This is a genomic window from Pseudomonas sp. B21-009, from assembly GCF_024749345.1.
In the GTDB taxonomy this organism is placed as follows: domain Bacteria; phylum Pseudomonadota; class Gammaproteobacteria; order Pseudomonadales; family Pseudomonadaceae; genus Aquipseudomonas.
Genome location: NZ_CP087199.1, coordinates 1,958,876 through 1,977,839 on the forward strand (window position 1 = coordinate 1,958,876; position 18,964 = coordinate 1,977,839).

The 18,964-nt window shown below is 62.9% G+C and carries 16 protein-coding genes; 14 read left to right on the top strand and 2 right to left on the bottom strand.

Annotated features, from left to right (window positions below; all coding sequences use genetic code 11):
- The first annotated feature begins 1 nt into the window (after position 1).
- The 5 genes from LOY34_RS09005 to LOY34_RS09025 are packed head-to-tail and all read left to right on the top strand — an operon-like array spanning position 2 to position 5,570.
- Positions 2-1,654, top strand: a complete 1,653-nt coding sequence (locus LOY34_RS09005) for an AMP-binding protein (RefSeq protein ID WP_195883463.1) — start codon at positions 2-4, stop codon at positions 1,652-1,654.
- 12 nt (positions 1,655-1,666) lie between these two features.
- The gene (locus LOY34_RS09010) at positions 1,667-2,434 is read left to right on the top strand and encodes an SDR family NAD(P)-dependent oxidoreductase (RefSeq protein WP_195883464.1); all 768 of its coding nucleotides are present in this window, start codon (positions 1,667-1,669) and stop codon (positions 2,432-2,434) included.
- 18 nt (positions 2,435-2,452) lie between these two features.
- Positions 2,453-3,646 carry an acetyl-CoA C-acyltransferase gene (locus LOY34_RS09015; protein WP_195883465.1) on the top strand — a complete coding sequence of 398 codons (1,194 nt, stop codon included), beginning with the start codon at positions 2,453-2,455 and terminating at the stop codon, positions 3,644-3,646.
- An 8-nt stretch (positions 3,647-3,654) separates the two neighbouring features.
- On the top strand, positions 3,655-4,782 hold the full coding sequence (locus LOY34_RS09020; RefSeq protein WP_045202085.1) for an acyl-CoA dehydrogenase: 1,128 nt from the start codon (positions 3,655-3,657) through the stop codon (positions 4,780-4,782).
- Between the two features lie 14 nt (positions 4,783-4,796).
- Positions 4,797-5,570, top strand: a complete 774-nt coding sequence (locus LOY34_RS09025) for an enoyl-CoA hydratase (RefSeq protein WP_010224326.1) — start codon at positions 4,797-4,799, stop codon at positions 5,568-5,570.
- 41 nt (positions 5,571-5,611) lie between these two features.
- On the opposite strand, the gene LOY34_RS09030 is transcribed toward LOY34_RS09025, so the two are convergent.
- Positions 5,612-10,123, bottom strand: a complete 4,512-nt coding sequence (locus LOY34_RS09030; protein ID WP_258664605.1) for a hypothetical protein — start codon at positions 10,121-10,123, stop codon at positions 5,612-5,614.
- 201 nt (positions 10,124-10,324) lie between these two features.
- On the opposite strand from LOY34_RS09030, the gene LOY34_RS09035 reads away from it, so the two are divergent.
- The 7 genes from LOY34_RS09035 to LOY34_RS09065 all read left to right on the top strand — a co-directional run bounded on the left by LOY34_RS09035 (position 10,325) and on the right by LOY34_RS09065 (position 17,748).
- On the top strand, positions 10,325-11,845 hold the full coding sequence (locus LOY34_RS09035; protein ID WP_195883468.1) for an aldehyde dehydrogenase family protein: 1,521 nt from the start codon (positions 10,325-10,327) through the stop codon (positions 11,843-11,845).
- A gap of 110 nt (positions 11,846-11,955) precedes the next feature.
- Positions 11,956-12,027 carry a pyrroloquinoline quinone precursor peptide PqqA gene (pqqA, locus tag LOY34_RS09040; protein WP_009394664.1) on the top strand — a complete coding sequence of 24 codons (72 nt, stop codon included), beginning with the start codon at positions 11,956-11,958 and terminating at the stop codon, positions 12,025-12,027.
- A 124-nt stretch (positions 12,028-12,151) separates the two neighbouring features.
- Positions 12,152-13,315 carry an alcohol dehydrogenase-like regulatory protein ErcA gene (gene ercA / locus LOY34_RS09045; RefSeq protein ID WP_045202081.1) on the top strand — a complete coding sequence of 388 codons (1,164 nt, stop codon included), beginning with the start codon at positions 12,152-12,154 and terminating at the stop codon, positions 13,313-13,315.
- Positions 13,299-14,966, top strand: a complete 1,668-nt coding sequence (locus LOY34_RS09050; protein ID WP_258664612.1) for a hybrid sensor histidine kinase/response regulator — start codon at positions 13,299-13,301, stop codon at positions 14,964-14,966. The genes ercA and LOY34_RS09050 overlap by 17 nt, the downstream gene beginning before the upstream one ends.
- A gap of 283 nt (positions 14,967-15,249) precedes the next feature.
- Positions 15,250-15,654: a TraR/DksA C4-type zinc finger protein gene (locus tag LOY34_RS09055; protein WP_045202077.1), complete on the top strand. Its 405-nt coding sequence runs from the start codon at positions 15,250-15,252 to the stop codon at positions 15,652-15,654.
- Between the two features lie 543 nt (positions 15,655-16,197).
- Positions 16,198-17,418, top strand: coding sequence for a methyl-accepting chemotaxis protein (locus LOY34_RS09060; protein ID WP_408980582.1), 1,221 nt, complete (start codon positions 16,198-16,200; stop codon positions 17,416-17,418).
- A gap of 114 nt (positions 17,419-17,532) precedes the next feature.
- Positions 17,533-17,748, top strand: coding sequence for a hypothetical protein (locus LOY34_RS09065; protein ID WP_045202073.1), 216 nt, complete (start codon positions 17,533-17,535; stop codon positions 17,746-17,748).
- A gap of 12 nt (positions 17,749-17,760) precedes the next feature.
- Here the strand turns inward: LOY34_RS09065 and LOY34_RS09070 are convergent, their stop codons facing one another.
- A complete protein-coding gene (locus LOY34_RS09070) occupies positions 17,761-17,970 on the bottom strand; it encodes a hypothetical protein (protein ID WP_045202071.1) in 210 nt (69 codons plus the stop codon).
- A gap of 319 nt (positions 17,971-18,289) precedes the next feature.
- Here LOY34_RS09070 and LOY34_RS09075 point away from each other — a divergent pair, with 319 nt between their 5' ends.
- The gene (locus tag LOY34_RS09075) at positions 18,290-18,760 is read left to right on the top strand and encodes a hypothetical protein (protein ID WP_045202070.1); all 471 of its coding nucleotides are present in this window, start codon (positions 18,290-18,292) and stop codon (positions 18,758-18,760) included.
- Positions 18,757-18,963 (top strand): hypothetical protein, encoded by a 207-nt coding sequence (locus tag LOY34_RS09080; RefSeq protein ID WP_045202068.1) that lies wholly within the window; start codon positions 18,757-18,759, stop codon positions 18,961-18,963. The genes LOY34_RS09075 and LOY34_RS09080 overlap by 4 nt, the downstream gene beginning before the upstream one ends.
- Position 18,964 lies beyond the last annotated feature (1 nt).

The following is an 18,964-nucleotide window of genomic DNA, read 5'->3' on the forward strand; positions in this document are numbered from 1 at the left end:
GATGCGTGATTACCGCGCCGCGGCGCAAGGGTTCGACTACCTGCACACCGCTGCGGCTGCCCTGCAAGGCAACCTTGAGGCACTCAATGCCTGCGTCGAGTGCTGCGACCGGCATGTCGGCGGCAATCGTATTGCCCTGAACTGGGAAGGCCGCGACGGCAGCAGCGCGCGCTACAGCTTCGAGCAACTGCAACATTCTGCCGCGCGCCTGGCCAATGTGCTCAGGGCCCAGGGTGTGGGCGTCGGCGACCGGGTTGCCGGGTTGATGCCGCGTACGGCCGAATTGCTGATCACCGTGCTGGCCACCTGGCGCCTGGGTGCGGTGTACCAGCCGCTGTTTACCGCATTCGGGCCCAAGGCCATCGAGCACCGGCTGGAGCAGTCCGCAGCCAAGGTAGTCGTCACTGAACCGCATAATCGCAGCAAGCTCGACGACGTGCATGGCTGCCCGACGGTCATCTGCGTGGGCGCTGCGCCAGGCTCCGGCGATATCGACTTTCACAGCGCACTGGCGCTGGCCAGTGATCACTGCGAGCCGGTGCTGCTGGGGGCCGAGGCACCGTTCCTGCTGATGTTCACCTCCGGCACTACCGGCCCGGCCAAGCCGCTGGAAGTGCCGCTGCGGGCCATCGTCGCCTTCCAGGGCTACATGCGCGATGCCATCGACCTGCGCCCTGAAGACAGCTTCTGGAACCTCGCCGATCCGGGCTGGGCCTACGGGCTTTATTACGCCGTGACCGGTCCGCTTGCCCTGGGCCATGCCACCACGTTTTTCGATGGGCCGTTCAGCGTCGAGAGCACCTGCCGGGTCATCAACAAGTACGCCATCAGCAACCTGGCCGGCTCGCCGACGGCCTACCGCCTGCTGATCGCCGCTGGTAGCGAGTTCAGCGCGCCGATCAAGGGCCGCCTGCGGGTGCTCAGCAGCGCCGGCGAGCCACTTAACCCGCAGGTGATCCGCTGGTTTGCCGACGAGCTGGGCGTGACCATTCACGACCATTACGGGCAGACCGAACTGGGCATGGTCCTGTGCAACCACCATGGGCTGCAGCACCCGGTACACCTGGGCTCTGCCGGCTTCGCCATCCCCGGTCACCGCATCGTCGTGCTCGATGAACAACACAACGAACTGCCGCCGGGGCAGCCGGGCATTCTCGCTGTCGACCGCGAGCAGTCGCCGCTGTGCTGGTTTGCCGGCTACCAGGGTTTGCCGACCAAGGCGTTCGTCGGCAAGTACTACCTGAGCGGCGACACCGTCGAGCTCAACGACGACGGCAGCATCAGCTTTGTCGGCCGCAGCGATGACGTGATCACCACCTCCGGCTACCGGGTCGGCCCGTTCGATGTCGAGAGCGCGCTGATCGAACACCCGGCGGTGATCGAAGCCGCGGTGGTGGGCAAACCGGACCCGGAGCGGACCGAGCTGATCAAGGCATTCGTGGTGCTGGCCAAAGGCCAAGAGCCGAGCGAAGCACTGGCCGAGGCCCTCAAGCAGCACGTGCGTCAGCGCCTGTATGCCCACGCCTACCCACGGGAAATCGAATTTGTCAGCGAGCTGCCCAAGACGCCGAGCGGCAAGCTGCAACGTTTCATCCTGCGCAATCAGGAAATAGCCAAACAACAGGCCGCGCTGGCGTCGACCGCCAGCGCCTGAGGAACCAACATCATGCAGATTGCCAATAACAACTTCATCGTCAGCGGCGCCGCTTCCGGGCTAGGCGCTGCCACCGCGCAGATGCTCATCGAGGCCGGTGCCCAGGTCATGCTGGTCGACCTCAATGCCGAAGCGGTCGCCGCCAAAGCCCGCGAGCTGGGCACCAGGGCGCACTTCGCGGTGGCCGACATCAGCCAGGAAGCCGCCGCCCAGGCCGCGATCGATGCGGCGGTTGCCGCCTTCGGCAATATCCACGGGCTGATCAACTGCGCCGGTATCGTCGGCGCCGAGAAGGTCCTGGGCAAGAACGGCCCGCATGGCCTGGAAAGCTTCAGCCGGGTGATCAACGTCAACCTGATCGGTAGCTTCAACCTGCTGCGCCTGGCCGCTGCGGCCATGGCCGAAGGCGAGGCGGGCGCTGACGGTGAACGCGGGGTGATCATCAACACCGCCTCGATTGCCGCCTATGACGGCCAGATCGGCCAGGCCGCCTATGCCGCCTCCAAGGGCGCGATTGCCAGCCTGACCTTGCCGGCGGCCCGTGAGCTGGCGCGCTTCGGCATCCGCGTGATGACCATCGCCCCGGGCATTTTCGAAACCCCGATGATGGCCGGCATGACCCAGGAAGTACGCGACTCGCTGGCCGCCGGCGTGCCGTTCCCGCCACGCCTGGGGCGCCCGCAGGAGTACGCCGCGCTGGCCCGCCACATCATTGAAAACAGCATGCTCAACGGTGAGGTGATCCGTCTCGACGGCGCCTTGCGCATGGCCGCCAAGTAATTTCAGGAGCACTCAAACATGACTCTCGCCAATGATCCGATCGTAATCGTCAGCGCCGTGCGCACGCCCATGGGCGGCCTGCAGGGCGAGCTGAAAAGCCTCACCGCACCGCAACTGGGCGCTGCCGCCATTCGCGCCGCCGTCGAGCGCGCAGGTGTTGCCCCCGACAGCGTCGAACAAGTGCTGTTCGGCTGCGTGCTGCCGGCAGGCCTGGGCCAAGCCCCGGCGCGCCAGGCGGCGTTGGGCGCCGGCCTGAACAAGGGCACCACCTGCACCACCCTCAACAAGATGTGCGGCTCGGGCATGCAGGCGGCGATCATGGCCCACGACCTGCTGCTGACCGGCAGTGCCGAGGTGGTGGTGGCCGGCGGCATGGAGAGCATGTCCAACGCCCCTTACCTGCTGGACAAAGCCCGCAGCGGTTATCGCATGGGCCATGGCAAGATCATCGACCACATGTTCTTCGACGGTCTGGAAGACGCCTACGACAAGGGCCGGCTGATGGGCACCTTTGCCGAGGACTGCGCCGAAAGCAATGGCTTTACCCGCCAGCAGCAGGACGATTTCGCAATCGCCTCGTTGACCCGTGCCCAGCAGGCGATCAAGGACGGCAGCTTTGCCAGCGAAATCGTCCCGGTCGAAGTCACCGAGGGCAAGACCCAGCGCCTGATCAGCGACGACGAGCAGCCGCCCAAGGCCCGTCTGGACAAGATCCCGCAGCTCAAGCCGGCCTTTCGCGAAGGTGGCACGGTGACCGCGGCCAACTCCAGCTCCATCTCCGATGGCGCGGCGGCGCTGGTGCTGATGCGCCGCTCCCAGGCCGAGAAGCAAGGCTTGAAACCGCTGGCGGTGATCCATGGCCACGCGGCGTTCGCCGACACCCCGGCGCTGTTCCCCAGCGCCCCGATCGGCGCTATCGACAAACTGATCAAACGCACCGGCTGGAACCTGGCCGAGGTCGATCTGTTCGAAATCAACGAAGCCTTTGCCGTGGTCACCCTGGCGGCGATGAAGCACCTGGACCTGCCCCACGACAAGGTCAACGTGCATGGCGGCGCCTGCGCCCTGGGCCACCCGATCGGTGCTTCCGGCGCGCGCATCCTGGTCACCTTGCTGGCGGCCCTGCGCCAGAAAGGCCTGCATCGCGGCATTGCCGCCATCTGCATCGGCGGCGGTGAAGCCACGGCCATGGCCGTCGAGTGTCTGTACTGAGGTGCACCATGCTAATCAATGACGAACAACAGCAAATCAGCGACGCGGTGCGTCAGTTCGCCCAGGAGCGCCTGCGCCCGTTTGCCGAGCAGTGGGACCGCGAACACCGCTTCCCCAAAGAAGCCATCCAGGAGATGGCCGAACTGGGCCTGTTCGGCATGCTGGTGCCGGAGCAGTGGGGCGGCAGCGATACCGGCTATGTCGCCTACGCCATGGCCCTGGAAGAAATCGCCGCAGGCGATGGCGCCTGCTCGACGATCATGAGCGTGCACAACTCGGTGGGTTGCGTGCCGATTCTCAAGTTCGGCAGCGAGCAGCAGAAGCAGCAGTTCCTCACCCCGCTGGCCAGCGGCGCCATGCTTGGCGCCTTCGCCCTGACCGAGCCGCAAGCCGGCTCCGATGCCAGCAGCCTGAAGACCCGCGCCCGCCGCGATGGCGATCACTACGTGCTCAACGGCTGCAAGCAGTTCATCACCTCCGGGCAGAACGCCGGGGTGGTGATAGTGTTTGCGGTAACCGACCCCGAGGCCGGCAAGCGCGGCATCAGTGCCTTCATCGTGCCCACCGACTCGCCGGGTTACCAGGTGGCACGGGTCGAGGACAAACTCGGCCAGCACGCCTCCGACACCTGCCAGATCGTCTTTGAAAATCTGCGCGTGCCGGTGGCCAACCGCCTCGGCGAGGAGGGCGAAGGCTACAAGATCGCCCTGGCCAACCTTGAAGGCGGGCGTATCGGCATTGCCTCGCAGTCGGTGGGCATGGCCCGCGCCGCCTTCGAGGTAGCACGTGACTATGCGCGCGAGCGCGAAAGCTTCGGCAAGCCATTGATCGAACACCAGGCCGTGGCTTTTCGCCTGGCCGACATGGCCACCCGCGTTGCCGTGGCCCGGCAGATGGTGCTGCATGCCGCGGCGCTGCGCGATGCCGGGCGTCCGGCGCTGGTCGAAGCGTCGATGGCCAAGCTTTTCGCCTCGGAAATGGCCGAAAAGGTCTGTTCGGATGCCTTGCAGACCCTTGGCGGTTATGGCTATCTGAGCGACTTTCCGCTGGAGCGCATCTACCGCGATGTGCGGGTCTGCCAGATCTACGAAGGCACCAGCGATATTCAGCGCATGGTCATTGCGCGCAATCTTTGAAGGGAGCAGCTTGCATGTCATTTGAAACCATTCTGTTGGACATCCACGGCAAGGTCGGCCTGATCACCCTCAACCGACCGCAGGCGCTCAATGCCCTGAACGCGCAGATCGTCGGCGAGATCAACCAGGCCCTGGACCAGCTCGAAGCCGACCCGAACATCGGTTGCGTGGTGCTGACAGGCTCCGCCAAGGCCTTCGCCGCTGGCGCCGACATCAAGGAAATGGCCGACCTGCGCTACCCGCAGATCTACGTCGATGACCTGTTCAGCGACGCAGACCGCATTGCCAACCGGCGCAAGCCGATCATTGCCGCGGTGTCGGGTTTTGCCCTGGGCGGCGGCTGCGAGCTGGCGATGATGTGCGACTTCATCCTCGCCGCCGACAACGCCAAGTTCGGCCAGCCGGAAATCAATCTCGGTGTGCTGCCGGGCATGGGCGGTACCCAGCGCCTGACCCGCGCCGTGGGCAAGGCCAAGGCCATGGAGCTGTGCCTGAGCGGCCGCCTGATGGGCGCCGAGGAAGCCGAGCGTGCCGGACTGGTGGCGCGTGTGGTGCCGCAAGCCGAGCTGCTGGAAGAAGCGCTGAAGGTGGCGGCGACCATCGCCAGCAAGTCGATCCCGATGACCATGATGGTCAAGGAAAGCGTTAACCGCGCGTTCGAGGTCAACCTGGCCGAGGGCGTGCGCTTCGAGCGCCGGGTATTCCATGCAGCCTTCGCCACCGAAGACCAGAAGGAAGGCATGGCGGCGTTCATCGCCAAACGTGAGGCGCAGTTCAAGGATCGCTGAGATTGATCGGGCGCTGTTGCCAGCGCCCGTTTTTTACTGCATCACTCCTTGAAGAACCATTGCCGGGCCGCCGCCAGGCTTATCGGCCCGCGGTGCACCAGCTTGTTGCTTTCGACGAACTGCCCGCGGTCATAGCGCTGACTGGCAAGCTTCAGGTGTGCGGCCTTGAAGTCGTCGATTGCGGTGTTTTCGGCCGCGTAGTGAAAGTGCGCATACCACAAGGGCTTGTTGGCGTGCAGCACCACGTATTCATCCAGGTAATCCTGAGCCCAGTCCCGGGTGCTGGCCAGCGGCTTGCGCCTGACCAGGCGCTTGAGTTTCACCTGGCCCTTGCCCAGCAGGTACTCCAGTTCGCGCATGCTCGGCGCTTGCGCCAGGGCCGCCTCTGTCCTCAGTTGCGCGCCGGTCTGCAACAGTTCATTGGCGACGTCATCCAGCAACTTGATCTGCAAGGCCGCATCGGTGTTGTCGGCGGCCTGATCGGTCTGGTTGCTTTGGGTCAGGGCGCGTTCGATGGCTTGACGCTGAGCGAGCAGTGACCGTTGTCGGCGTTCGGCGATCTCCTCAATCTCGACCGGCAGGTAGGTGCTTTTACCCTGGCGCTTGAGGCGCTGGATGTCTTGCCTGGCGAGTGCCGCAAGGCGCATGCCTTCCCTCAGCAAAGCGCTCAGCTCGGCGTCTGCGACCTGCGGCAGTAGCGCTTGTTCGACAGCCAAGGGCTCCCAGCTACCTGTCTGCGGATCTTCTCGGTAGGACGCGCGGACGCTGTCATCCTGCGGGTTGTGAATGTCGACGATACCTTCACTGTTGCGCCGCTGTTGCCCCAGCAGCACGCCTTCATCGCGGGTTTCGATCAGCCCCGGCACTTGCCGGTGCAATTGACGCAGGCTGCTGCGCTCAAGCAGTGGCTGCGGGTATTCGGCAAGGTCGGCGCGGGTTTCCTTGAGCATCAGTGCCATGTCGGTTTCGAGCCTGGACACCAGGCTATTGGCGGCTTGCTGCCCGGGCAGCAACCTCTTCAGGTTACCCAGCTGGCGCAGCGCGGTATCGAAGTGGCGCTGGATGTTGTCCAGCACCCGGGCATGAACTTCTATCTCCTCGCGGCTCAGTGCCAGCAAGTTCATGCGTTGCAGCATGCCCTGCTCGATATTGCGCCAACTGTGCTCGAGCCAGTTATCGCTTTCGCTGGAGTCTTCGTCTGTCTCCACCAGCCGCAAGCGATTACTCAGCACTTCGCTGCGCAGGGTGTACCAGTACAGCCGCGATGCGGGGCGGATGGCCGGTTCGTCGAGGCTTAGTTCCATCATCTGGATTGTGGGTTGGCGAATGCTGGACAGCTTGTGCAGATGTTCGCGGGTGGCGGTAAGGGTTTGGTGATGGTCGATCAACTTGCCGATCAAGGGATCAACCTGATCAAGCAGGCTGGTTTGCAATGAATGTTCGTGCGTACCTGCATCAGGCAAGCTGCCTTCGGCGTCTTTCACCGTCTGGACAAAGCGCTGGCGCAACGGTTTGTACAGTTTGCCCAGGGTCGCAATCACGGACAGTTCGCAACGCGCCCGTTCAAACAGGGCTTTTGCCCGCAGGGTTTTGTATTGATTGAGCGGGCGCTTTTCATTGCGCTCGTGCAGTGTCCGCAGGTGTTGTTCAAAGTCCTGTGACAGCGCTTCCATCTTGTCCAGGTAGCCTTGCAGGATGCGCGGGTCAGTGTCGTCGCTGATCTGCCGGGCAAAATTGTGCAGCCGCTGTTGGCTGGCCAGGGCGGCGCTTTGCTGGGTGCGTAATGTCTCATCCAGGTTGTCGATCGCCTGCTGCAGGTCGGCAGACGTGAGGCGATTGCGCAGCGGCTGGCCACCGCGCAGGCGCAAACGCAGATCGAGCGTCCAGCGCCGGGCTTCGTCTCTTCTCAGCCATGGTCCGCTAACGATGCGAGGCTGCTTGACGCCGGCATCGTATTGCACGGGGTAGGCGTGAGTACCCTGGGCGAAGTACAGTTGCTCGTTGTGCAGGTAAAGGCCCTGCAGTGCGCCGTTGGCAATGGGGCTACCGAGCATGGAGGGTGCCAGCGGGCTGGCCAGGCGCTCAAGCCGGAGTTTTTGTTGCGTCGTCAGCTGGTGGTCGGGACGTGCCCAACTGAAGTTCAGTTCGGCCTGTGGCGCCGGCAGTACCTGGGTGCTGGGAACTCTGACCGGCTCTGGCCCATCGCCAGGCTGCGCCGGCGTCTCGGGTTTGATGCCCAGGCGGCGGGTGGCGTGCACGAAAAGGACCATGGCGATGTTGACCAGCAAGTCGGCGAACGCTTGGCGATGCTGGCCGGGGCTGGCCTTTTCATCGCTCTCGAGCAGGCGCTTGGCACTGTCGATGACCTGGATCATCCAGGCAACCTTGGCGACGCCACCCTCGAACAAGGGCAGTAAGGTGTTGAACATCAACCATCCCAGTTGCTTCCAGGCGTCCCAGCGCGACTGTGCGCTGCTGGTCGAGTGGCGCCTGGCCCGTTCGACCAGCTCCCGGGCGCTGGCCTGGTAGATCAGCTGGTGTACTGCGCCTTTGGCCAGGGCCATATCCAGACGGGCAGGTGCCGGTGTCTGCAGCCGTTCGAACTCGGCGCCGGGAACAAAGCGGTGGATATGCGGTTCACGCAGGCCGCCATTGGCATAGATCGGGCGCGTATGTTCGGGCAGGCGCTCGAGCAGGTCATCCTGCAATGGGCCGCTGCTGGCGAAGGCATCGAACAGAGCAATCCGGTCGTGAAACTCCAGCAACGGTTCGCTATGCAATGGCCGATAGAGCACGCAGGGGCCCTGCCTGACGTCACTCGTTTCGATTAGCCAGGCATTGAGCAATGTATCGCCCGTGGCACCGGTTGAGCGCAACAGGGCCAGCGGACGCAGCACCCATATGCCTGGCTCTGTCAGGCCAAACAGCGCATCCACCGCCTGGCACGCGGTCAGGCTCAGACGCTTGTCACGCAGATGCAGCTCCAGCGCCAGCAGCGGTAGCTGGGTTTTTAGCTGTGTGCAGAACAGCGTTTGCCTGGTTTGAAACTGCGCAGGTTCATCCAGAAGCTGCTGTTGCAAGGTCTGCGGATACATCGCACCCATATCCAGTTCACGTACCAGGGATCGAACATAGTGCTCGTTCATCCACTCCGGCAGTCGGGCACCGTTGACCAGGTGCACGCGCACGGTGCCTGCTGCCAACACGCCGAGGTTGTCGATGGCCAGCTGTGCAAGGGAAAAGCTGACAACCTTGATGGCGCCATCGGTGATCAGGCTGCCCTGCCCGGGGATGGCGCTGGCGATGACCTGGCGATTGCTGATCAACACGTCCTCGGCGTTAAAGCCTGCGCCGGGGTGATCCTGCGCGATCCTCGCGTCCAGGACCTTGCAGGCGAATGCTTCGGCGGTATCGATATCATCGCGCCAGGTTTTGCCGCCAGCAGTTTTGTGTGATTGGGCCTGATCGATCAACAAGGTGCTGTAGCGAATGGCCAGTTCACTGTCGAGCAGCCAGGCCGGCAACAGGAGCGCGATCTTGTTCTGGCGTTCCAGTTCTTCGGCCGTACACAGGTCCAGCATCGAGGTGGAGCGATCAAGGGTGGCATTGAGTGCTTGCGCTTGCTCATGGGTTTTTGAAGCCAGGGCGATGATTTCGATCAAGCGCAATTGTTGCTTGAGAAATCCGCCTGCCTGAACTTCGAACGCCGAGGTGCTTGTCGGGGTGAATTGCGTGGGTGGCGCTGCGCTAAGCAACGATCGTGGCCAGCTTCTGGCGAGCATGTCGAGCAAGCCCTGGGGGGACTTGAAGGGCGCCAGCGCACCTACCAGGGTAAACAGGACCGTCACTTGAGGCTTTGGTGGGTCGGGGAAATCCTCGATCAGTAAAGCGCTGGACAGGTCGGCATCAATGACCTGGGCCGAGGTCAGGTCGACTGTCAGTTGCTGGACGCTGTAGCCCTGCAGGTTGGCGTAGCTGCTGCGTTGCTGCGCAGTTGGAAACGCGGTAACGACCCCGGCGCTCGCCGCTTGGTCGGCGCTCAGCGTGCCGGCGCTCAGGGCTATCTCGATAGCGTCTTTCATCAGCCTTTGCAGGTAGCCGGCATACCAGCCCCAGGGTGTTTCACCGCGCTCGTCACTCTGGCTCCAGAACTCGACCAGCGCCTGCAGGAAGGCTTCAAGGATCAACGGGCCACACTCGTTGATCAGCAGCTCTAGGGCGTGCAGGTCGACATCGAGCAGTGCGTCGTGGCCTTGTTGAGGATACCGGCTCAGACAATCTTCGTTGCTGTCCAGGTTCAAGGTACTGCCCAGGCAATAGCGCTCGATCAGCACTTGCGGCAACTGGCGGATATGCACCTGCGCGCCGTGCTGGCTGATCAGATAAAGTGTCAGCGGGTTGTGCTGCAGTGACAGCCCCCGCTGGTCCCAATGCTCAAGCAGGAGCTGCCCGGCGACTTCGAGCAGGGCGGGGCGCTTGACGAAACGCTTGGCTACCGCGCAGCTCAAGGTGGCCTGTTCGGCGATGGACTGATGGGGGGACGAGGCGGTCATCTGGCGAGGCTTCCAAAAAAGGGAGGCTCCATATGACGTGCGCACACGCATGAGCGGGCGGTATTCGGGTAGCACCCAGGCGTTACTACCAATTAACGAGACGGTACCTGCCAAGGGCCGATTCGCGCCTGCCGTGCGCCTGCTTACCATCGAGCCAGCTGCCTGTCATGCCGACAGGCCCGCACCGCACATGAGGTCCCGATGATCTACGCAGCCCCTGGCACCGCTGATGCCCTGATCAGCTTCAAGGCCGTTTACGGTAACTACATCGGCGGCGAATTCGTCGCGCCGCTGACCGGCCAGTACTTCAGCAACGGTTCGCCGGTCAATGGCCAGACGATTGCAGAGTTCCCGCGCTCGGGCGCGGCCGACATCGACCTGGCGCTGGACGCCGCCCATGGCGCCGCCGCTGCCTGGGGCCGCACCTCGGTGCAGGAACGTTCGCGCATCCTGTTGAAAATCGCCGATCGCATCGAGCAGCACCTCGAAGTGCTGGCCCTGAGTGAAACCTGGGACAACGGCAAGGCCATCCGCGAAACCCTGAATGCCGACGTGCCACTGGCCGCCGACCACTTCCGTTACTTCGCCGGCTGCATCCGCGCCCAGGAAGGCAGTGCCGCCGAGATCAACGAGCACACCGCGGCCTACCATTTTCATGAGCCGCTCGGGGTCGTCGGGCAGATCATTCCATGGAACTTCCCGCTGCTGATGGCCGCCTGGAAAATCGCCCCGGCTTTGGCTGCCGGCAACTGCGTGGTGCTCAAGCCGGCCGAGCAGACGCCGCTGTCGATTACCGTGTTTGCCGAACTGGTCGGTGACCTGCTGCCGGCAGGCGTACTTAACATCGTTCATGGCTTGGGTCGCGAAGCCGGTGAAGCCCTGGCCACCAGCAAACGCATTGCCAAGATCGCCTTCACCGGCTCCACCCCGGTCGGTTCGCACATTATGAAGTGCGCTGCCGAGAACATCATTCCGTCGACCGTCGAGCTGGGCGGCAAGTCGCCGAACATCTTCTTCGAAGACATCATGCAGGCCGAGCCGGCCTTCATCGAGAAAGCCGCCGAAGGCCTGGTGCTGGCGTTCTTCAACCAGGGCGAAGTGTGCACCTGCCCGTCGCGGGCGTTGATCCAGGAGTCGATCTACGAGCCGTTCATGGCCCAGGTTCTGAAAAAGATCAGCCAGATCAAGCGCGGCAACCCGCTGGACACCGAGACCATGGTCGGCGCCCAGGCATCCGAGCAGCAATACGAGAAGATTCTCTCCTACCTGCAGATCGCCCGCGAAGAGGGCGCCCAGGTGCTGACCGGCGGTGACTGTGAGCGCCTGGGTGGCGACCTTGCCAGCGGCTATTACATCCAGCCGACCTTGCTTAAAGGCCACAACCAGATGCGCGTGTTCCAGGAAGAAATCTTCGGCCCGGTGGTCGGCGTGACCACCTTCAAGGACGAAGCCGAGGCATTGGCAATTGCCAACGACACCGAGTTCGGCCTGGGCGCCGGGGTCTGGACCCGCGACATCAACCGCGCCTACCGCATGGGCCGGGGCATCAAGGCCGGGCGTGTGTGGACCAACTGCTACCACCTGTACCCGGCCCACGCCGCGTTCGGTGGCTACAAGAAATCCGGGGTCGGCCGCGAGACCCACAAGATGATGCTCGATCACTACCAGCAGACCAAAAACCTGCTGGTCAGTTACGACGTCAACCCGCTGGGGTTCTTCTGAGGGCCCGGATAGGCTGAAAGAAACGCTTCCAAAGTAGCATTCGACCCGCACCGGCAAGGGTGTATTAATAGGTGCACCGCAATCCTGTGGTGCCAGAAGAGGATGGAACTATGTGGAAAAAGCCTGCGTTCACTGATCTGCGTATCGGTTTTGAAGTGACCATGTACTTCGCCAATCGCTGATCCCTCTTGCGCCGGTCGCTGCTTGCAGCGGTCGGCGCTCCTGTTTCTGCCCGCCGATGGTCTGATTGCAATCGATGCGGGATGCTTTAGGCTGGCGCTATTACAACAAGAACAGAGGCGTCCCATGAGCCCGAAGCTGAGCCAGTTGCGCAAGTTCGTCTCCCCGGAAATCATCTTCGGCGCCGGTTGCCGGCATCATGTCGCCAACTACGCCAAGACCTTCGGCGCGCGCAAGGTCCTGCTGGTCAGTGACCCTGGCGTGATCGCCGCCGGCTGGGTCGGCGATATCGAAGCCAGCCTGCAGGGCCTGGGCATCGATTACTGCCTGTACACCGAGGTATCCCCCAACCCGCGGGTTGAAGAGGTAATGGCCGGCGCCGAGCGTTACCGCAGCGAACAGTGCGACGTGATCGTCGCCGTCGGTGGCGGCAGCCCGATGGATTGCGCCAAGGGCATCGGCATCGTGGTTGCCCATGGCCGGCACATTCTCGAGTTCGAAGGGGTCGACACCATTCGCGTGCCAAGCCCGCCGCTGATCCTGATCCCGACCACCGCCGGTACCTCCGCCGACGTTTCCCAGTTCGTGATCATCTCCAACCAGCAGGAACGCATGAAGTTTTCCATCGTCAGCAAAGCGGTGGTGCCGGATGTGTCGTTGATCGATCCTGAGACCACCCTGAGCATGGACCCGTTCCTCTCCGCCTGTACCGGCATCGATGCCCTGGTGCATGCCATCGAGGCGTTCGTCTCGACCGGCCACGGGCCGCTGACCGACCCCCATGCGCTGGAGGCCATGCGCCTGATCGACGGCAACCTGGTGCAGATGATCGCCAACCCCGACGACATCGCCCTGCGCGAGAAGATCATGCTCGGCAGCATGCAGGCGGGGCTGGCGTTCTCTAACGCGATTCTCGGCGCCGTGCATGCCATGTCCCACAGCCTGGGTGGCTTTCTCGACTTGCCCCATGGGCTGTGCAATGCGGTGCTGGTCGAGCATGTGGTGGCGTTCAACTACAGCGCCGCGCCAGAGCGGTTCAAGGTGATTGCGCAAACCCTGGGCATCGATTGCCGGGGCCTGAGCCACAAGCAGATCAGCCAGCGTCTGGTCGAGCACCTGATCGCCCTCAAGCGCGCCGTGGGCTTTCATGAAACCCTCGGCCTGCATGGCGTTGGCCTCAGTGATATTCCATTCCTGTCCCAGCACGCCATGGATGACCCGTGCATCCTCACCAACCCGCGCAGCTCCAGCCAGCGCGACGTCGAGGTGGTGTATGGCGAGGCCCTCTGAACCGGCGGGCGATGCCCTGGCCGGTTTGCTGGGGCTGAGCAACCACACCGTACGCAAGAGTCATTACCCGGAACTGGCGGTGCGCCTGGAAGAGCTGGAAGCCGAGCGCAATCGCTACAAGTGGCTGTTCGAGCACGCCGTGCACGGTATCTTTCAGGCCAGCCTCGAAGATGGCATGCGCGCCGCCAACCCGGCGCTGGCGCGCATGCTCGGGTATGTCGACGCCCAGGCCCTGGTGCTGTCGCGCAACGACCTGGCCAGCCATCTGTTCGCCGGCGGCCAGGATGAACTGCTGGCCATCGCCCAGGTACTGCAGCGCGAGCAGGCGCTGATCGGCTATGAGACCCAGCTACGCCGGCGAGATGGCAGCCATATCGACGTGCTGATGAACCTGCTGCTGCGGCCCGACGAAGAGGGCGTGGTCGAAGGCTTTGTCGCCGACATCACCGAACGCAAGCAGGCCCAGGCGCGCCTGCAGCAACTTAACGACCAGCTCGAGCAGCGGGTCGCCGAGCGCACCAATGAGCTGATCGAGGCGCGCGACGCCGCTCAGGCGGCCAATCGCAGCAAGGACAAGTACCTGGCGGCGGCCAGCCACGACCTGCTGCAACCGCTCAATGCCGCCCGGCTGCTGATCTCGACCTTGCGCGAGCGATCGCTAGCGAAGAGTGAACAGCAACTGGTCGAGCGTGCCCACCAGGCCCTGGAAGGCGCGGAGGACCTGCTCACCGACCTGCTGGATATCTCGCGGCTGGACCAGGCGGCGATCAAGCCCGACCTCGACCTGTACCGCCTGGATGAAGTGCTGGCGCCGCTGGCCTCGGAGTTCCAGCCCGTGGCCGAAGCCGCCGGGCTCAGCCTGCGCCTGCGCAGCGCGCGCCTGGCGGTACGCACCGACCTGCGCCTGCTCACACGGATCCTGCGCAACTTCCTCAGCAATGCCTGCCGCTACACCGAGCACGGAAGCATCCTGCTCGGCGCGCGGCGCCGGGGCGAGTACCTGCGCCTGGAAGTCTGGGACAGCGGCCGTGGCATTGCCGCCGATCGATTGCAGTCGATCTTTCTTGAATTCAACCAACTGGATGTTGGCCGCGCCGCTGATCGCAAAGGCGTCGGGCTGGGGCTGGCGATTGTCGAGCGGATCGCGCGCATTCTTGATTACCCGGTGCAGGTCCGCTCATGGCCGGGACGCGGCTCGGTGTTCAGCATCGATGTGCCATTGTCGAGTGAGCAGCCCAGTGAGTTGCCGCCATCGACGCTGGTGCTGCCCAGTGTTGGCGACCCATTGCCAGGGCGCCGGCTTTTGGTTCTGGACAATGAACTGAGCATCCAGCAAAGCATGGCTGCGCTGCTGCAGCAATGGGGCTGCGAGGTGCTTACCGCCAGCGACTATGCCAGCGCCCTGGTGGTGCTCGACGGCCGGGCGCCGGAGCTGATCCTGGCAGATTTCCATCTGGACCACGGCGTAACCGGTTGCGAGGTGGTGCGCGATTTGCGTCGCCATTTCGCCTGCAGCATCTTTGCCGTGATGATCACCGCTGACCGCAGCGACCAGAGCCGCCGGGCCATGCAGCGCCTGGGCGCACCCTTGCTGAACAAGCCGGTGAAGCCTGGCAAGTTGCGCGCGGTGTTGAGCCAGTTGCTCGGTTGAGGGGATCTTTGTTACAAGGTTTTTGTCGGAGAATGACCGTTTGTCCCCGGGAAAGCGCCTGCGCCGCGGTTTTTTTGTTATAAACCAGCGCCGGGGGAGGGCCTGCAGGGCCTTTTCGGTCATTTGCACCGTCATTTCTGTTGCCCAGTGTGAATCTCGGCCTTAGACTGCCGCCCCCTGTAAATTGAGTGCCGGATGGTGCTTGAAGAATTCCGCTGCTGGCGAGCTGTTCGCCAGGAGCACCCGATTCGCCTTAATGCACGTATTTTTTATAGAGAAATCAATGACAAAGGAAAAGTTGCTGGCCATGCCGGCCGATGACTACATGAACGCTGAGCAACTGGCTTTCTTCACCTCGCTGCTGCAGCAGATGAAGGTCGAAATCCATGAGCGCATCGAGCAAAGCCGTGTAACCATCGAAAGCCTGGACACGCCTGCCGATCCTGCCGATGCCGCCTCGGTCGAAGAAGAGCGCCACTGGTTGGTCAATACCATCGACCGTGACCAGCGCCTGCTGCCGCAGCTGGAAATGGCCCTGGGCCGCATTGCTGACGAGAGCTTCGGCTGGTGCGACGACAGCGGCGAGCCGATCGGCCTCAAGCGTCTGCTGATCAGCCCGACCACCAAGTACTGCATCGAAGCTCAAGAGCGTCACGAGCAGATCGACAAGCACCAGCGCCAGGCCTGACCCGCGCAGGTGTCACCGCAAACCCCCGCAGAGCGATCTTCGGGGGTTTTGCTTTTCTTGCCCTGTATCAAGGGCACCGGTCTTACACCCAAGGAAGCATGGCTAATGGCCTAATAGTGGCGTTTAATGGCCGCACAACAAGACGTGCTGCGATGGAGCCAAAACATGATGCGAGAAGGATCTCTGCCTGGCGCCGTGGTTGAAGGGCAAGCTGCGCCGTTCGCCGTTGCGCCGTGGTCAGATACGGTTTTGCAAAGCCTGGTGCTGGCAGGGTTGCTGGCAGCTATGGCGTTTGCCGGGCTTTCGTTCTATATCGGCCTGCCGCTGGCCTTGCTGGCGCTGTGGCTACCGCGCTTGCGCAAGGCGACGATTGTCGTGCAGCAAACCCGCGAGCCGCTGGCCGAGCTGACCCGCGATCTGGCCCGAACCACCAGCGACAATGCACTGTCGGCGGCCGGAGTGGCGTTCTCGGTGCAACAGTTGGCCGGCAAGCTGCAATCGCAACTGGATGCCGCTGCGCAGATTGTCAGCAGCGCCGAAGTGATGATCGGCACCGAGAAGGCCACCTCGCAGTTGAGCCAACAGGCCCTGGTCGCTGCCCGCAGTGCTCATGAAAGCAGCGCCGCCGGGCGCACGGTGCTGGCCGAGTCGATCCAGCGCATGCATCACCTGAGCGAGCGGGCTACCGCCAGCCGTGAACTGATCGAGGCGCTGCACCAGCGCAGCGAGGACATTGCCCGGGTTACCCTGGTCATCCAGACCATCGCCAGCCAGACCAACCTGCTGGCCCTCAACGCTGCCATCGAAGCCGCCCGGGCGGGTGACCATGGGCGTGGCTTTGCCGTGGTCGCCGACGAGGTCCGCGGTCTGGCCGGGCGAACCGCCAGCGCTACCGAAGAGGTCGGGCAGATGGTCGCCGATATCCAGCAGCGTACGGCGCAGGTGGTCGAGCAGATTCGCGAACTGTCCGATGACCTGCACAGCGGGGTCGACCAGGTCGAACACACCGGCGAGCAACTGGACAGCATTGCCGGGCTGGCTGCCGGGGTCGAGCAGCAGATCGGCGAGATCGCCGAGGGCACCGAGACCAACCGCCTGCAACTGGACAGCTTGTTCGAGGCCGTGGAGCGCATGCGCAGCGACCTGCAGGTCAGCGACCAGCAAACCCAGCGCCTGGCCCAGGCCGCAGTGCAGCTGGAAGGGCAGGCTGAAAGCATCAGCGAGCGTCTTGCCGAAGTGGGGCTGGATGACTATCACCAGCGTGTTTACGACCTCGCCCGCCAAGGCGCGCAGCGAATTGGCGAACAGTTCGAGAACGATATTGCCCAAGGGCGCATCAGTCTCGAGGACTTGTTCGACCGCCACTACCAGCAAATCCCCGGCACGTCGCCGGCCCGTTTTCGCACCCGCTTTGATCACTATACCGACCAGGTCCTGCCGGCAATCCAGGAGCCGTTGCTCAAGCTGCATGAGGGCCTGGTGTTTGCTATCGCCTGTACCCAGCAGGGCTATGTGCCCACCCACAACACTGCCTTCAATCAGCCGTTGACCGGCGACCCGGCCCTGGATACCGCGCACAATCGCAGCAAGCGCAAGTTCGACGACCGTACCGGCATTCGCTGCGGCAGCCATCAACAGCCGGTGTTGTTGCAAACCTATACCCGCGATACCGGTGAACTGATGCACGACCTGTCGGTACCGATCCTGGTGCAGGGCAGGCATTGGGGAGGCTTGCGTCTGGGCTACCGGCCGCAGCAGGGTTGAGCGGTTTTGTTACCTGCAATGTAAAACAGCTATGCCGGGGATAGCTTTTTCCCTGAGCGCCCAGGTCTTATCATACGCATATCGTTAGGTTGCTAATAAATTCCGGAGGGAATGATGAATAGCCAAGTCGATGTTGCAGTGATGATTGGCAGCGGCGTACCTGCGTCGCTACAGGCGCTGGGCAAGCGCGTGTGCTGGGTGGTGCTGGTCAACGGTGAACGACGAGGCACGGCTTTCGCCAGCCGCAATGAAGCCCAGGAATGCCAGGCGGCCTGGCTGCAGCAGTTGCACGGGGATGACCGGCCCGCCGTTGCGCGTCAGGCCGGTTGAGCCAGGCGCCGGTCAGTTTTCCAGGTGACGGGCCAGGGCACAGGCTTCGGTATGCTCGCGGCGAAAGCCCCTGACGCGTCCGGTGGCCTGTTCGGTGATGTGAAAGAAGCCGATGCCGGCCGGTACTACCACGAAGCGCGGGGTGCTGTTGTGTGAGTGAACAGCATATTCTCTGTAGGAAACGCCTTTAGGCTCTCGACGGAATTCGGTGTTTTCGTGCATATTCGCTTCCCTGTGTTCTGTGGATGATTTCCAGGAGCCCGTCCTGCTGAAGGGCTTGCTCTCATCTATCGCACTTTTGTTGCGGTAGTGCTGTCAGAAAAAGCGTCTCCGTTTAAGGAAATCTGCTGAAAATCTGCAAACTGACTAAAGCTTGCAGTAATGGGTAAACATTCCTGCGGGTTGCTTTGCCAGTCTGCACAGACTTTTCATGCACAAATCCACTAGTCTTTCAGACTTCGAATTGAAGTACCGTTGCCTTGCGGCTGCCTCACGGCCTGCGGGGGGAGCGGCGTGTAATCGGTTTTTGAGGAATTCTTCTTTGGCAGTCAGCAATCTTGATACACATGCCCTGTTTGTTCTGGGCGACCTCAGGGCGAAACTGGTCAAACAGTTTCAATCGCGTTTTGTTTACGTCACCGAACAAAACGCGGAAGGTCTGTACATGGCCGAGATCGATACTGAAACCGCATTGGTGGTGGATGACAAGCAGCGTCTGGAGCTCAAGGTTGGCGATCATTTTCGCGCCGCAGTGTTGCCCAGCCGCGAAGGTGGCAAGCTGGAAATCCGTTTTCGCGAAATCAAACTGACGGTGTATGGCCTGGGTGACTATGCCTTTGTCTCGGTGCCTGAAGGCGAAGGTATTGTCTTCAAGGAAGGCCAGGGCGTGGTGTTGGTGTTCGCCGCCCACGAGCAGTTGCAGGAAGGCTTGAGCAAGACCCTCAAGGCCGTGACCCGCAAGGTTGCCAAATGGCAGAAGGGTGAGCTGACCACTTTCAAGGCCAGCGAGTGAGCGCATCCGCCGAGCGCACCAGCCGCGCCGACTTTCATGCCCGGCACCAGGCCCAGGCCCGTGCCCTGGCCGAACAGTGGCTGTCGCAGCGCCCGCAGTTGCAAGGCGCCTGGTTTGCCTGGGTCGCCACTCAGCTCTACCAGTTGAGCCCGCCCGAGTACGCCGCCATGGTCCGCCGCGAGCTGCAGCAGCTCAGCGGCTGAG

Coding starts and splice junctions, on each gene's coding strand:
- LOY34_RS09070 (WP_045202071.1), bottom strand. CDS start 17,970: ATGCACGAAAACACCGAATTCCGTCGAGAGCCTAAAGGCGTTTCCTAC.
- LOY34_RS09060 (WP_408980582.1), top strand. CDS start 16,198: ATGATCGGCACCGAGAAGGCCACCTCGCAGTTGAGCCAACAGGCCCTG.
- LOY34_RS09015 (WP_195883465.1), top strand. CDS start 2,453: ATGACTCTCGCCAATGATCCGATCGTAATCGTCAGCGCCGTGCGCACG.
- LOY34_RS09055 (WP_045202077.1), top strand. CDS start 15,250: ATGACAAAGGAAAAGTTGCTGGCCATGCCGGCCGATGACTACATGAAC.
- LOY34_RS09030 (WP_258664605.1), bottom strand. CDS start 10,123: ATGACCGCCTCGTCCCCCCATCAGTCCATCGCCGAACAGGCCACCTTG.
- LOY34_RS09020 (WP_045202085.1), top strand. CDS start 3,655: ATGCTAATCAATGACGAACAACAGCAAATCAGCGACGCGGTGCGTCAG.
- LOY34_RS09050 (WP_258664612.1), top strand. CDS start 13,299: ATGGCGAGGCCCTCTGAACCGGCGGGCGATGCCCTGGCCGGTTTGCTG.
- LOY34_RS09025 (WP_010224326.1), top strand. CDS start 4,797: ATGTCATTTGAAACCATTCTGTTGGACATCCACGGCAAGGTCGGCCTG.
- LOY34_RS09010 (WP_195883464.1), top strand. CDS start 1,667: ATGCAGATTGCCAATAACAACTTCATCGTCAGCGGCGCCGCTTCCGGG.
- LOY34_RS09065 (WP_045202073.1), top strand. CDS start 17,533: ATGAATAGCCAAGTCGATGTTGCAGTGATGATTGGCAGCGGCGTACCT.
- ercA (WP_045202081.1), top strand. CDS start 12,152: ATGAGCCCGAAGCTGAGCCAGTTGCGCAAGTTCGTCTCCCCGGAAATC.
- LOY34_RS09005 (WP_195883463.1), top strand. CDS start 2: ATGCGTGATTACCGCGCCGCGGCGCAAGGGTTCGACTACCTGCACACC.
- LOY34_RS09035 (WP_195883468.1), top strand. CDS start 10,325: ATGATCTACGCAGCCCCTGGCACCGCTGATGCCCTGATCAGCTTCAAG.